General features: G+C 34.5%; 14 protein-coding genes. 5 read left to right on the top strand and 9 right to left on the bottom strand.

Going from position 1 to position 14,398, the window contains the following annotated elements:
• The first annotated feature begins 90 nt into the window (after positions 1-90).
• A complete protein-coding gene (locus Q73A0000_RS08850) occupies positions 91-291 on the top strand; it encodes an RNA-binding protein (protein WP_193810617.1) in 201 nt (66 codons plus the stop codon).
• 11 nt (positions 292-302) lie between these two features.
• On the top strand, positions 303-884 hold the full coding sequence (locus Q73A0000_RS08855; RefSeq protein WP_193810618.1) for an SRPBCC domain-containing protein: 582 nt from the start codon (positions 303-305) through the stop codon (positions 882-884).
• A gap of 100 nt (positions 885-984) precedes the next feature.
• On the opposite strand, the gene Q73A0000_RS08860 is transcribed toward Q73A0000_RS08855, so the two are convergent.
• The 5 genes from Q73A0000_RS08860 to alaS form a co-directional block, all read right to left on the bottom strand.
• Positions 985-1,758 carry a glucose 1-dehydrogenase gene (locus Q73A0000_RS08860; protein ID WP_193810619.1) on the bottom strand — a complete coding sequence of 258 codons (774 nt, stop codon included), beginning with the start codon at positions 1,756-1,758 and terminating at the stop codon, positions 985-987.
• A gap of 60 nt (positions 1,759-1,818) precedes the next feature.
• Entirely contained in the window at positions 1,819-3,156 is a 1,338-nt protein-coding gene (locus tag Q73A0000_RS08865; RefSeq protein WP_208458769.1) for a serine hydrolase domain-containing protein, read from the bottom strand.
• Between the two features lie 146 nt (positions 3,157-3,302).
• A complete protein-coding gene (locus Q73A0000_RS08870) occupies positions 3,303-3,755 on the bottom strand; it encodes a hypothetical protein (protein WP_193810621.1) in 453 nt (150 codons plus the stop codon).
• Positions 3,756-3,874: 119 nt separating this feature from the next.
• The gene (locus tag Q73A0000_RS08875) at positions 3,875-4,519 is read right to left on the bottom strand and encodes an HdeD family acid-resistance protein (RefSeq protein WP_244140716.1); all 645 of its coding nucleotides are present in this window, start codon (positions 4,517-4,519) and stop codon (positions 3,875-3,877) included.
• A gap of 549 nt (positions 4,520-5,068) precedes the next feature.
• On the bottom strand, positions 5,069-7,726 hold the full coding sequence (alaS, locus tag Q73A0000_RS08880) for an alanine--tRNA ligase (protein ID WP_193813689.1): 2,658 nt from the start codon (positions 7,724-7,726) through the stop codon (positions 5,069-5,071).
• A 299-nt stretch (positions 7,727-8,025) separates the two neighbouring features.
• Between alaS and msrA the strand changes: the two genes are divergently transcribed.
• A complete protein-coding gene (gene msrA, locus Q73A0000_RS08885; protein WP_193810622.1) occupies positions 8,026-8,682 on the top strand; it encodes a peptide-methionine (S)-S-oxide reductase MsrA in 657 nt (218 codons plus the stop codon).
• 108 nt (positions 8,683-8,790) lie between these two features.
• Here the strand turns inward: msrA and Q73A0000_RS08890 are convergent, their stop codons facing one another.
• From Q73A0000_RS08890 to Q73A0000_RS08900, 3 genes are all read right to left on the bottom strand, one after another.
• The gene (locus Q73A0000_RS08890; RefSeq protein WP_193810623.1) at positions 8,791-9,993 is read right to left on the bottom strand and encodes an IS256 family transposase; all 1,203 of its coding nucleotides are present in this window, start codon (positions 9,991-9,993) and stop codon (positions 8,791-8,793) included.
• A gap of 221 nt (positions 9,994-10,214) precedes the next feature.
• Positions 10,215-10,592, bottom strand: a complete 378-nt coding sequence (locus Q73A0000_RS08895; RefSeq protein WP_193810624.1) for a GxxExxY protein — start codon at positions 10,590-10,592, stop codon at positions 10,215-10,217.
• A 567-nt stretch (positions 10,593-11,159) separates the two neighbouring features.
• On the bottom strand, positions 11,160-11,816 hold the full coding sequence (locus tag Q73A0000_RS08900) for a YceI family protein (RefSeq protein WP_410504129.1): 657 nt from the start codon (positions 11,814-11,816) through the stop codon (positions 11,160-11,162).
• Positions 11,817-11,897: 81 nt separating this feature from the next.
• Here Q73A0000_RS08900 and Q73A0000_RS08905 point away from each other — a divergent pair, with 81 nt between their 5' ends.
• The gene (locus Q73A0000_RS08905) at positions 11,898-12,830 is read left to right on the top strand and encodes a sulfate/molybdate ABC transporter ATP-binding protein (protein ID WP_193810626.1); all 933 of its coding nucleotides are present in this window, start codon (positions 11,898-11,900) and stop codon (positions 12,828-12,830) included.
• Positions 12,831-13,234: 404 nt separating this feature from the next.
• Here the strand turns inward: Q73A0000_RS08905 and Q73A0000_RS08910 are convergent, their stop codons facing one another.
• The gene (locus tag Q73A0000_RS08910; RefSeq protein ID WP_193810627.1) at positions 13,235-13,567 is read right to left on the bottom strand and encodes a zinc ribbon domain-containing protein YjdM; all 333 of its coding nucleotides are present in this window, start codon (positions 13,565-13,567) and stop codon (positions 13,235-13,237) included.
• Positions 13,568-13,751: 184 nt separating this feature from the next.
• Here Q73A0000_RS08910 and Q73A0000_RS08915 point away from each other — a divergent pair, with 184 nt between their 5' ends.
• The gene (locus tag Q73A0000_RS08915) at positions 13,752-14,390 is read left to right on the top strand and encodes an alpha/beta hydrolase (RefSeq protein WP_193810628.1); all 639 of its coding nucleotides are present in this window, start codon (positions 13,752-13,754) and stop codon (positions 14,388-14,390) included.
• Positions 14,391-14,398 lie beyond the last annotated feature (8 nt).

Here is a 14,398-nt window from a genome sequence, read left to right on the forward strand (position 1 = left end):
ATAAAAAGATTCATTTTAATTTAAAGCAAACAAGTCTGTAAATCAGATTGATAAAACCTAAAAATCAAAAACAGGGACCAGATTCCTACGATGAAACCAAACCCTTTAAATAAATTGAAAGATGGCGCCAAATGTAAAGTTATTGGCGGGACGCATATTGGCAAAGCAGGCACGGTTAGAGATATTAACACAAGTAAAACAGGAAGTATTACCATCACTGTTTTACAGGATAAAGGCGTTCGATTTAAAACTCTGGGAAAGAATGTAGCTGTTTTAGAAAATGAAAAATAAATAAAACCAAAATGATGAAATACAAGAAAACATTATTTTTACTTGTTTTAATTCTTATCCCTTTTACTGGAATTCGAGCACAAGTAACCAACTCATCCTATGTTACAGCCTTTGGGGAAAAAGCACTGCAATTTACTACGGTAGTGCCGATTAGCAGAATAGAAGTCTGGAAACTTTTTACAACTGAAAAAGGTCTTGAAAAATGGATCGCACCTGTTGTAAAAACCAATATAAAAATAGGTGGCTGGATTAAAACGAATTACGATAAAACTAAAACAACAGAGGATTCCACAACGATCCAATTGGACATTATAAATTATCTGGACCATGAACTGTTGACTCTAAAAGTAAATCTCAATGACCATTTTCCTGTAGAAGCAAGAAATGAAGATCAGCACCTTCAAGAAATAATTCAATTTGTTTCTATGGGAAAAGGAAAAACAAAAATTATTTCTACGATGGTTGGTTGGGGAAAAGGAAGCCATTGGGACCAAACTTATACTTTTTTTGAAAAAGGAAATGAGTGGACGTACAAAGAATTATTAAAATTATTCAATCATCCACACGATAAACAAAAGCGAGAACCACAATAAAGCGAATCATAATTTCGAGAGTTCTGTAATTCATTTATTTTATAATTTAATGATGGAGCTCACTTAATTCACATTCATTTTATTTAAGAAAACGTCTTTATTATTCCAAAACCTGTTCTCCTCCACCGTTCACAAAAATAGTTTGTCCACTCACCCATTCAGAAATTGGGGAAGCAAAATATAGCATCGCTCCAGCGATATCATCTGCAGTTCCAAGACGTTTAATCGGCGTGTGAGCCAACATTACTTTTTCAATTTCTGGTGTTAAAACGCTTTCTAAAGCAGCAGTTCTGGTTGCGCCCGGACCAACCGCATTGATACGAACTTCCGGACCGAAATCATGCGCTAAATTGGCAACGGTATGATTCACAGCCGCTTTGGACCCACCGTAACCACTCATGTTTGGGCTTTTATTAATGCTTGACATCGACGTTGTAAAAACGATAGAACCATAACCTGATTTTTTCATGTAAGGAACGGCTAACTGACAAAGTCTCCAGCCACTAAAAACATTCAGTTCGTAATCTCTTTTGATATCATCTACTGAAATTTTTGAAGGATTTTCTCGTCCGCCTCCGCCACCACCGGCATTGTTAATTAGAATCTGAACTCCACCCAATTCTTTTACGGTCGTTTCTACAAGATTTACTAAATCTTCGTCTTTTAAAACATTGCATTCTACCGCGATGGCTTTTACGCCTAAACTTTCAATCTCTTTTGCAGTTTCTTTTGCAGCATCTAAATTAAAATCTCCGATGGAAATATTAGCACCATGTTTTGCAAGCATTATAGCAGTTGATTTTCCGATCCCGGCCGCTCCACCTGTAACGATCGCAGTTTTTCCTGTTAAGTCAAATAATTTTGAAGTATCCATTTTTTTATTTTTTGAAATTTTATCTTTTGTGTTTTTATTTATGATCTATTCGTTTATGATCTATTTTTTCTTTTTTAAATAGTCCGCAACGGCCTCGTAAGCCGGCAAAGAAGTCGCATCATTTGCGGCATTTGCGGCAATGGGATGAGAAGCCATTCTTACGATCACCATTTCTGCGACAGGGTCGATGTAAATCGTTTGTCCATGAACGCCTCTCGCAGCGTAAGCGCCATCTTTATTTTCGGTCATCCACCACATATTTCGGTAAGACCAGCCTTTTAAATCCGGATGATCGGATTTTGCAAAAGCAGTTTTGTCACCCCCTTTTTCAATATCTTTTACTGCTTGTGCTGGAATAATTTGGTTGCCATTATACATTCCTTTATTTCGGATCAATTCTCCGAAACGTGCCAAGTCGCGAAGACCAGCATTAAAACCACCGCCCGCGAAAGCAATTCCTTTTCCATCAACTTGATAGTAAGCGTCTTCCTCCATTCCGATTTTACTCCAGATCTTTTCTGAAAGTAATTGGGTCACTGATTTATTGGTCGCTCTGGAAATAATCCAACCGAGCGCGTCTGCGTTCACGGTTTTATAACCAAATACTTCTCCGTGCTTTCCTTCTTTTTTTACCGTTTCTAAATATTCATAATACCCATTAGGACCTTTATAGTCAGCAGGTTTTGGTAGAGGATTTCCAGCGGCAGAAAAGTCCCAGATATCGGCTTTTGGATTTGCATAATCTTCACTGTATTTAAGTGCGGTGGTCATGTCCATTACCTGTCGAACCGTAGCATCACCATAGGCTGAATTTTTTAATTCTGGAACATAGAAGGGAACCAATTTATTTTCATCTAAAGTTCCCTCCGCAACTAAAATAGAAGCCAGAGTTCCTGTGAACGATTTTGTTAAAGACATTACCGCATGCACATCATGTTCTGTTAATTCTGAAAAATATCGTTCGTAAGCGACTTTTCCTTTGTGCATGATGATCATTCCATCTGTATAATTTGCCCAAAGTGATTGTTCCCAAGTCATCTTATTTTTTGAATTCCACGGCATAAAAGTTATACCGTCGATATTCTTATCAAGATCATAACTCAATTTTGATGGTGCTTCTAATCCTCTCGAAACATTTTGAGTTGGTAACATTTCACGCATATGAACCACACTCCAGCGAATCGCCGGGAAATTAAAGAAAGAACCATCCGCAGCGCTTAAAGTTTTATCTGCTGGTGGTGGAAAACCTTTCATCCAGCCAAAATTGCTGGGTTCGCTGTCTTTTGCACTGAGGAATTCTATTTTGTTTTGTGCCATGATATTGATTGTTAAAAGTAAAAGAGCACTGCCGAACAGGCTTCGTTTTAAATGTCTATAATCTTTACTAATTGTTGTCATAAATTTAATTTTTTATTATATAAATGTGTTTTCTGTTTTTTAATTGTAAATAGTTTTAACTTCCATCATTACCAATTTACTTCCTAGAGAACGTGCAAATTATGCGTCCGTACAAAACAACTGTTTGAAGTTGATCATTAAATTTTTTATTCTTCAGAAAGAATACTTTCTTTCAAGGTAAAATAGTTCACAAAAGCAGATACAATTCCTGCAATTACACCGATAATTATCAGACCCGAAACGAGTGAAACCTCAACCGTTCCCATATATTTCTGCCACAGCACTGACAAAGAAGTCAAAATCCCAAAGGTCACAAAACCGTGCTTTAAGACCAGTATAATTGTGGTGGGAAAGAATGGTGCTTTTTTACCTTTAATCCCGAAATAAGCAACTAAAGTTAAAATCATTGACAGTGTAATTGCCAACATCACCGCTGTTCCCAAAACTGTTTCTACAGTATTGGTAATCGAATCCACGGAGATGGGAATTCTATTATGTCCTTTCAACAAGAAATATTGAATTCCACCGTTGATTACCGCATTAATCATTCCTGTGATTACCGCACCTTTTACTAATTTAGATTTTTTTTCTGAAGTCATATTTTAGTTTAATAATTTATAAAAATAGCCGTCATAACTCGATCCCTACATCGTATTTCAGGAAAAGATCAAATCTTTGTTAATAGTTTTTGATCGAATCTTTTTGCTATGATTTTAAATTAACCCTTCCATTCATTGTCAATTTCCTGCATCAAATCATTATAACGCTCTCTTAATTGAGCTGAAATATCTTTAGTTGAAACATGGATTTTTCTTAATTGAAATGCTAAAAAAATACTGAACAGACCAGCAAATAAAAAACTTACCGCTATTAAAATGGTGATGCCAATGCCTGTAAAAAGCGGATTCCAAATCAGAAACAAAGAAGCAATTGCACCCAAAATGCCGAAAATCAAAAGACTGCCCCAGTTTTTACTTCCATACTTTTTAATATCTAAAGCAAAACTAATTGAGGAGATCGAGCGGAAAAGTAGCAGAAAGCCTATATAAAAAGAAAGAACACTTAGTGATAAAGCCGGATGGATCATTAGGGAAAGTCCAACGATAGAAGTCAGCATTCCAAATACTAAGGACCAACCCCAATTTGGCAGCGTATCTTTATTGGAGATTGAGAAAATAACTTCTGAAAGGCCACCTAATAAAAAGGAAATTGCAAAAAATACCGACAAGGCAAGCAAGGAACTTAGAGGAGAGGTAAAAACCATAAAACTTAAGATTATGAATAATAATCCCACAATGAGAGGAATATACCAATGTTTTACCGAATTTTTGATTGAATTGAGAAATGATGTTTTCATATTCATTAATTTTTTTAAGGATATTGAACTTTTAAGAAGTGTCCTTTATTGAATAATTAATAACAAACAAAATCAAATTTAATATTATAATTTCAGAAACTGCTTTTTGTTTGTTAAATATTTAAGCAAAATTATAAATATTAAAACACGTACAAAATGCCTGTAATGAGCCTTTTGATGTTTAAATGTGGGATTTTTAAAATTAAATAAATTGACCTTCAGGATATGTCTAAAATTATTAAGGATAATCGCGTCCCATTAATTGCATAAGTTGATAATTTGTACTGAATCATAGATGAAAAAAGCCCTAAATAAATCAATATTCAGGGCTTTTATATAAATGAGGGTTCTGGTGTAATTACATTCCTGGCCAAACACCTTTGTATTGACCACCTTCGTAATTAATTTTCTCTGCGCAGGATATGCAAATAAACTTTGCGGTTAAAGTGAAGCTACTTGTACTTTGATAAACCCTGCCATAGAAACAAATTGATTGAAATTTTCCACAAAAAAAGCTCCCGAAATTTTCGAGAGCTTTTGATTTGCTTTATATTCTTAAATACTCAATGCTTTCTGATAAGCGTTTTCTATACCTTCAATGTTTTTCCCACCTGCTGTTGCAAAGCCAGGATTTCCACCGCCACCGCCTTGGATTTCTTTCGCTAAATCTTTAACGATATTTCCAGCGTGGTATTTTGATTCTAAATCTGCAGATACGCCAACGGTTATCATTGGTTTTCCATCCGCATCAGAAATAATGACGATTACTGAATTCTGAATATCTTTTTTCAACTGGAAAACGATGTCTTTCACGCTTCCGGAATCCAGAGAAACTTTCTTTACCAATAATTTTTTATCTTCTTTTTGAACGAAATCATTGGCCCAGTTTGAAGTTTCTGATTTTGCTTTTTCTTTTTTCAAAGATTCGATTTCAGATTTTAAAGAAGTATTTTCCTCAATCAATTTCTCAACTGATTTTGTTAAATCTTTCGACTTTAATAAAGTAGAAATTTCCTTTAACTGAGTTTCTAAATTTCTAAAATACGCAGCAGACTGATCGCCAGAAATCGCTTCAATTCTACGGATTCCTGCCGCAGTTGAACTTTCATTCTGAATTTTAAAATGACCGATTTCTCCTGTATGTTTCACATGCGTTCCACCACACAATTCTCTAGACGAACCGAACTGGATCATTCGAACTTTATCGCCGTATTTCTCACCGAACAGAGCCATGGCTCCTTTTTCCATCGCTTCCGCAATAGGAATTTCACGGAATTCCTGCAATGCAATATTTTCCTTAATTTTCGCATTTACTTTTTCTTCTACGATTTTCAATTGTTCCTCATCCATTTTAGAAAAATGAGAGAAATCGAAACGCAGATAATCAGGACCAACGAAGGAACCTTTTTGCTCAACGTGTGTTCCTAAAACCTCACGCAACGCTTCGTGCAGCAAATGCGTCACTGAGTGATTTGCCTGCGTGTTTTTTCTTTCTGACTCATTTACTTTAGCATAGAAAACTGCACCGGCATCTTTCGGCATTTCTTTAATTAAAGAAACGATCAGATTATTTTCTTTTCTGGTTTCCAGAACTTCGATAATTTCTGAACAATCTGTAATATCAGAAACACTTGGATTAGAAATATCAAAACCTTCCGCATAACTTGGAATCAAAATTCCTTTGTCACCAACTTGTCCACCACCTTCTGGATAGAAAGGCGATTTCGACAATACGATTTGATAAAATTCACCGTCTTTATTTTCAACTTTTCGGTAACGGGTAATATAAGTTTCACTTTCTGTGTGGTCGTAACCAACAAAAGATTCTGCTTTTTCTTCCAAAACAACCCAGTCGTAAACTTTCTGTGCTGATGATTTTTTTGAACGCTGTTTCTGCTTGTTCATTTCCTCTTCAAAACCAACTTCATCAACAGTCAATTGTTTTTCCTCTGCGATGATTCTTGATAAATCTGCCGGAAAACCGTAAGTATCATACAATTCGAAAACATCAACTCCAGAAAGAGTTTTCTGACCTTTCGAAATGGTATCATTAATAATTAAATCAATTCTTTTTAAACCATGTTCGATCGTTTTTAAGAAAGAGATTTCCTCTTCTCTAATCACTTCCGTAACCAGTCTTTCCTGCTTAACCAACTCTGGGAAAAATGCGCCCATTTCGTTTTTTAAAATGGCAACCAATTCATAAAGAAATGCTTCTTTCATTCCTAAAAATCGGTAAGCGTAAGAAATTCCACGACGTAAAATTCTACGGATCACATAACCTGCCCCACCATTTGAAGGCAACTGTCCATCGGCAATCGCAAAAGCAACTGCACGGATGTGATCAACCACAACACGAATCGCAATATCTTTTTCGTCTTCTAAAATTCCGGTATATTTTTTTCCTGAAAGTTCTTCTACTTTAGCAATTAAAGGTGTGAAAACATCAGTATCATAATTCGAGGTTTTGCCTTGTAAAGCCATACAAAGACGCTCAAATCCCATTCCGGTATCAACGTGTCGGGAAGGTAATTTTTCTAAACTTCCATCCGCTTTTCTATTGAATTCCATGAAAACCAGATTCCAAACTTCCACCACTTGAGGATGATCGTTGTTTACCAAATCTAAACCGGAAACTTTGGCTTTTTCTTCCTCAGTTCTAATATCGATATGAATTTCTGAACAAGGTCCGCAAGGTCCGCTTTCGCCCATTTCCCAGAAATTATCTTTTTTATTTCCGTTGATAATTCGGTCCTCAGAAATATGTGCTTTCCAGAAATTGTAAGCATCGTTATCGCGGTCTAAATTTTCAGAAGCATCTCCTTCAAAAATAGTTACGTAAAGATTTTCTTTCGGAATTTTATAAACTTCTGTCAACAATTCCCACGCATAATCAATCGCTTCTTTTTTAAAGTAATCGCCAAACGACCAGTTTCCCAACATTTCAAACATGGTGTGGTGATAAGTATCACGACCAACATCATCCAAATCATTGTGCTTACCGGAAACCCTTAAACACTTTTGGGTATCTGCAATTCTTGGAGATTTCGGTTCTTTATAACCTAGGAAATAATCCTTAAACTGCGTCATTCCAGAGTTTGAGAACATTAAAGTAGGATCATCTTTCAACACAATTGGTGCAGAAGGAACGATAAGATGTCCTTTTTCTTTAAAAAAATCTAAAAACTGTTGTCTTATTTGTTGTGAAGTCATGATTGAATTGGCTTTAGCGTATATATAAGTTGGCAAATTTAATGATTTTTAAAATGACTGTCGAATAATGTTTTCCTGAATTTATAAATATTCATTTTTAAAGTATTTTAAGCCTTATATTTTTCAAAACAAACCTTTTTTAACTAGTTCTCGTATATAAAATTGTCCCCGTTCTATTCTTAATTTGTAAAAATGATCGCGATAGATAATTACTAATAATTGCTTTAAATTTCAGCCTAATATTTGTATGTACAATAAAATTAATTCAAAAAACAATGAATAAAAATAATAACAAAAAAATGAAAAATATTTTAACACTCTTGGCATTTATCTTTGGAGTTGGAGTTTTTGCTGCGACTACTTTCTCTTGCACTAAAGCTAAAGTACAACCTGCTGAGGAAAACACTAAAAATGAAATGAATATGGAAGGTAAAAATATAAAAGAAATTTATTTTGCTGGTGGATGTTTTTGGGGAACCGAACATTTATTTCAACTGGTAAGAGGTGTAGTTGCGACTGAAGTCGGATACGCAAATGGAAAAATTAAAAACCCAACTTATGAGCAGGTCATTAGTCACACAACAGGTTTCACTGAAGCTGTAAAAGTAAAGTATGATGCTGACCAAGTTAATTTACCGCTCTTGATTAATCTCTTTTTCAAATCAATTGATCCTACGACTATAGACCGACAGGGAAATGATATGGGAGATAATTACAGAAGTGGAATTTATTCTACCGATGCAGCTACTGAAGCGATTGTAAAAACTGAAGTTGCAAAATTGGCTAAGAACTATAATAAACCAGTTGTCGTAGAAACGATTCCTTTGAAAAACTTCTATAAAGCTGAAGATTATCACCAGGATTATTTGGATAAAAATCCCGGTGGATATTGCCACATTCCTCTTTCAGTATTTGAAGAAGCGAAAAGAGCAAATCCGCTTCCTTCGGCGAAATAATAAAACTAAAGGTTGTCGAAAGGCAACCTTTTTTGTATATAAATATTTAGAAATAAATGACACTATCCCGCAAAGTGTGTAAGTTGAAAAGTTTGAGGCTTGAGTTTTTTATAACTTGAGCCTTTCTTCAAATATAAGCATAAATTGATTGAGTACAATTCCCCAATCTCTGATTGGCATTGTCCATTTTTTTGTTGCTTCTCTTAACGCAAGAAAAACCGACTTTAAAACTGCATCATCAGTTGGAAAAGACATTTTGTTTTTGGTGTATTTTCTTATTTTTCCATTCAGATTTTCTATTAAATTGGTGGTGTAAATGATTTTGCGGATTTCCACCGGGAATTCGAAGAATACCGTTAATTCATCCCAATTATCTCTCCAGGATTTGATGGCGTAGGAATATTTACATTCCCATTTTTCTGCAAAATCATTTAAAGCAGCTTCCGCGGCTTGCTTCGTGGGAGCGTTGTAAATGTGTTTCATGTCGGAAGTAAAGGCTTTTCTGTCTTTCCAAACTACGTATTTGCAGGCATTTCTTATCTGATGAACCACGCAGATCTGAGTTTGAGATTGTGGGAAAACACTGCGAATAGTTTGGGTGAATCCATTGAGATTATCCGTTGCAGTGATCAATATATCTTCTACACCCCGTGCTTTTATGTCGGTTAGTACGCTCATCCAAAAACTGGAACTTTCGTTTTTTCCAAGCCACATTCCCAGAACTTCTTTTTTTCCGTCCCGTCTTAAACCAACGGCAAGATAAATGGTTTTGTTAATGACTTTTGAATTTTCACGGACTTTAAAAACAATTCCATCCATCCAAACAATGAGGTATAAATCCTCTAGTGGCCGGTTTTGCCAAGCGACAATCTCACTGGAAACCGCATTGGTAATCCTGGATATTGTGGATGTTGAAACATCAAAATCGTACATTTCCTTGATCTGGTCTTCAATATCACTCACGCTCATTCCTTTGGCATAAAATGAGATGATAATATTTTCTAAACCATCAATAATATTATGCCTTTTGGGAACTAAAGCCGGCTCAAAAGTACTTTCTCTATCTCGCGGAACTTTAATTTCATCTTCGCCGAAAGAGGTTTTTATTTTCTTGGTTTGATGGCCGTTTCGATAGTTTCCGTTTTTGGTTTTTTGATGTTTCTCGGTATCCAGATGGTCATCCAGTTCGGCTTCGAGCATGTGTTCTACGGCTCGTTTGTGCATTGTTTTGAAGAACGAGGTTAAATCTTCGCCGCTCTTGAAGGATTTGTAAAATTCCTTGTTGTTTAATAATTCTTCTTTGTCGATCATAACTGTATAAAGTTTAAAAATAATAAAAAAGTTATTTCCGAAAAAGTTTTGAGCTTTTGAGGGCTCAAAATTTTTCAGAATAACTTTTCAACTTACACAGTTAGTGAAACACTACCAAATAAATTTAATAAATGCTTTTTAAACGCAAAGATTCATTTCTTTTCTTTCTATTTTAAGTAAGAAAAGATGAATCAATAAATTGATTTGATGAAGCTTTCGTTTTACAACTGATTTACGATTCGATGAATACCATCTTTTAGTAGTGGAGTATTGAAATTAATAAGAAGAGCAAGTTTAATTCCTGTAAGTTTCAAATAAGTTTTCGTTTGAAAATAATCAACAGGATGTAATTCATAAACTGCTTTATTTTCTATGATAACCTTTTCTTCAACAATCATATCAACTTTGTAAGCTTTTTCAATTTTAAAACCTTTATAAACAGTAGGTAGATGGACTTGCGTTTTCACATTCAATCCCATGTGCTCCAACTCATACAAAAGAGCAGATTCATAAGCACTTTCGAGCAGGCCAACTCCCAAAGTTCTATGAACTTCAATTGCTGCACCGATAATTTTATATGACAATTCGTTCTCTGTCATCTTATATAATTTGTTAAGTTTTCTGTAATAATTTATTCATAAACTTCGTCATGTAGATTTATCTACGTTTGCTCCCTTAATTTTTTTGCAGAATTATGATAAACCTTTACGTTTAAAGAAGAATGACAAATGCAAAGATTTTCCTTTCTTTACTTCTACTTTAAGTAAGCAAAGATGAATCAATAAATTGATTTGATAAAGCGAGAATTTATTTAAAATATCACAAATAGTAAATCTACACAAAATAGAAATTTCCACAAGAATAGAATAAGATGAAAGGCATTCAACCAAAAGCTTCGTCAATGCAGATTTATCTGCCTTTGCTCTCTTAAATTTTTGAAGAATTATCATAAACCTTTGCGTTTAAAAAAGAATGAAAAACGCAAAGGTTTTCTTTTCTTCTATTTTAAGTCAGTGAAGATTAATCAATAAATTGATTTGATGAAGCTGAAAATTTATTGAACAAGGGAGTTTTCACAAAAACACAGGATTGTACTCGATCTATAAACAAAAAAATCCGTCCCAAAGAATGAGACGGATTTTTTTGTTTAAACTTCGTTCAAAATTTTATTTCTTTTCCATGGCTTTAATTAAAATCTGAAGATTTACCTCATCTTTAATTAAACCGTTGGCAAGTGGCAATTGAAATCTCACACCGAAATCTTCTCTCTTAATATCCTTAGGTTCTGTTGCAATACTCGCTTCTCCATCTTTCACAGAAACATTTGCATTAAACTGAACTGGTTTTGTAATTCCTTTGATGGTTAAATTTCCATCTAAAAGTGTATTGTAATCACCGTTTTCATTGTGTGAAACTTTCGTGATTTCATAAGAAGCAGTTGGAAATTTATCAGCTTCGAAGAAATCTCCGCTTTTTAGATGACCGTTTAATTTTGCTAATTGTTCAGGATCATTTTTTAAATCTACAGAAGTCAGTGAATTCATGTCTGCTACGAATTTACCACTTTCTAAAACTCCATCTTTCACGGTTAAATCCCCACTTTCGAATTTAATCGTTCCGAAATGACTTGACTGTTCAGACTTTACTACTTTATAACCCTTCCATTCGATTCTACTGTTGAGCGTATCCAGTTCATAAATCGCACCATGTTTTGTCGTAGAAACTTCCGCTGTTTCACTGGTCAAAGGTTTGTCCTTACTACAAGATACAATTGCGAGAGCTGAAAAAAGCGCGAAGAATACTGAATTCGTAAATGATTTCATCATTAAATAACTGTTTTTTAATTGTTTTGGCAAAAATAACAAAAATATCTCTATTAGAGACAAATATGTTATTTTTGCAATATGTTATTAGAAATCAAAAATCTATTTTTTTCACATCGTCCAGAACAGCGACTATTCCAGAATTTTAACCTTAAAGTTGAGGAAGGAAAAATCATCGCTTTAGCAGGTGAAAGTGGTTGTGGAAAATCCACTATTTTAAATTTAATTTACGGCCTTCTTGAATGGGAAAAAGGGGAAATTATTTTTAATGGTTCGCCGATTTTAGGTCCAACAAAGAATTTAGTTCCTGGTGAAGACAACATGAAATTGGTGGCACAGAATTACGATTTGATGCCCTATTCCACTGTTGCAGATAATGTGGGAAAGTTTATTTCTAATATTAATTTAGCAGAGAAAAAAGAAAGAGTTCAGGAACTTTTAACCGTAGTTGGACTTGAAGAATTCGAAAACACGTTGCCAAAATACTTGAGTGGTGGACAAATGCAGAGAGTTGCCATTGCCAGAGCGCTTTCGGTAATGCCACAACTTTTACTACTTGATGAGCCTTTTAGCAATATCGACTTTTCCAGAAAAATAGAATTGCGTGAACGATTATTTAATTACGTTCGCGAAAAGAAAATTTCACTCATCATTTCTACGCATGAAATTCAGGAAGTAATGCCGTGGCTGGATCAAATCATTGTTTTACAAGAAGGACGGTTGATTCAAAACGACAATGCACAAGAAACTTACAATGACCCATACAATCAATATGTTGCTTCACTTTTCGGAGAAGTAAATGTTTTTTCTGAAGAAGAAAAATCGGCTTTAAATCTTTCTAAAAATTTCTGGTATCCACATGAAATCAAAATTTCAGATGAAGGAAAAGAAGCCGAAGTTTTAGAAAGCCGTTTTTCCGGAAGTTATTATTGGAATAAAATTTCCTTAAATGGTAAAAAACTGGTTATTTATACGCCTAAAAAAATCGAAGGAACGCTCAAAATCAATCTTTAAAAACGAAAAAGTCAAGCCAGTTCAGCAGTTGTGATTTGATACTTGACTTTTTTCAGGTTTCTTTTTTATTGCCAAATTATTGCTTAGCTTTGTTATTCAAAACGTAAGGAAATTTTTGGTTAATTCTCTTTCTGCCCCTGAGACGAAATTAGTACGATTCATTTGTACAACTAGTCTTCGAAACTGAACCCTGTCCAAATTTTTCCTTTTTTTGTTTTTTTTTCTTAAACACTAATTTCACTAATCTTTTCACGAATATCACTAATTTATTAGAATGAAATCTGAGGATCTTTCTTCTGTTTTTTTTACTTTTATTTAAAAACGAATTGTACTTATTATAAAACAAATGACACCAAAAAGTATGGTGTCATTTGTGAAATTTATTTGTGCTATTCGTGTTTAAACTACGCTTTCTTTACAAATTCAGATTTCAAAGCCATAGAACCGAAACCATCAATTTTGCAATCGATATTGTGATCGCTTCCCGGACGTAATCTAATATTCTTTACTTTCGTTCCCGCTTTTACTGGTTTTGGTGCACCTTTCACCGGTAAATCTTTAACCACAACCACAGAATCTCCATTTTGTAATTCGTGTCCGTGCGCATCTAAAATTTTATCTTCGTCTGCAGTTTCTCCCGGCGTCCATTCGTGGAAACATTGAGAACAAACCATTTTATCATCCTGCTCATAAGTGAATTCTGATTGGCATTTCGGACAAACTATTGTATCGCTCATAATTATAATTTTCACAAAGATATTATTAAAATAAGGAGATTACAAGTTTGCAGCTTTTTCAAAGGTGTCCAGTTAAATACTTCGGAATTTAATATTCATCTTTACAACAAATTTCATCTCCGAAATCATGCTATTCTAAAACCTTTCGACTTCAACCTTCGACCTAAATTATTATCTTTGTTCCATGGATTTACAATACATCGTTCGCGAACCCGAGCACATTACCTCAAAAACACCTTTACTTATCTTATTACACGGTTTTGGCAGCAATGAACAGGACTTATTCAGTTTTGCTCCTACACTACCATCGGATTGGTTAATTGTAAGTTTCAGAGCACCTTTTGACACCACTTACGAAGGTTATTCTTGGTATGACATTGATTTAATGGATGAAGAAAACCGAATTGATGTTGCGCAAGCGAAAGAATCACAAGAGGCGATTTTGGAAAATATATTGAAAATTTCGAATCAATATGGTTTAACAGAAAATCAAACCCATTTATGCGGATTTTCCCAAGGTGGAATTTTAAGTTATTCCTTGGCTTTGAACAATCCAGATTTATTTACAAAGGTTGCCTGCATGAGTTGTTATGCCGAAGAAAAATTGTTAACGCATATGGTGAAAGACAAAAAGAAAATCGAAAAATTGCGATTCTTTATTTCTCATGGAACTGATGATGCGATCATTCCTTTAGATTGGGGACGTAAAGCGGCGGATATGTTATATGAAATGGGCGCTTTCTTCTCTTTCCGCGAGTATATGAGCGGACATGGTGTAAATCAGAAAAATTATATGGATTTGATGGATTTCTTTGGAAAATAATTTTTGAA

Origin of the sequence: Kaistella flava (ex Peng et al. 2021), from assembly GCF_015191005.1 — a bacterium.
Classification (GTDB): Bacteria; Bacteroidota; Bacteroidia; order Flavobacteriales; family Weeksellaceae; genus Kaistella; species Kaistella flava.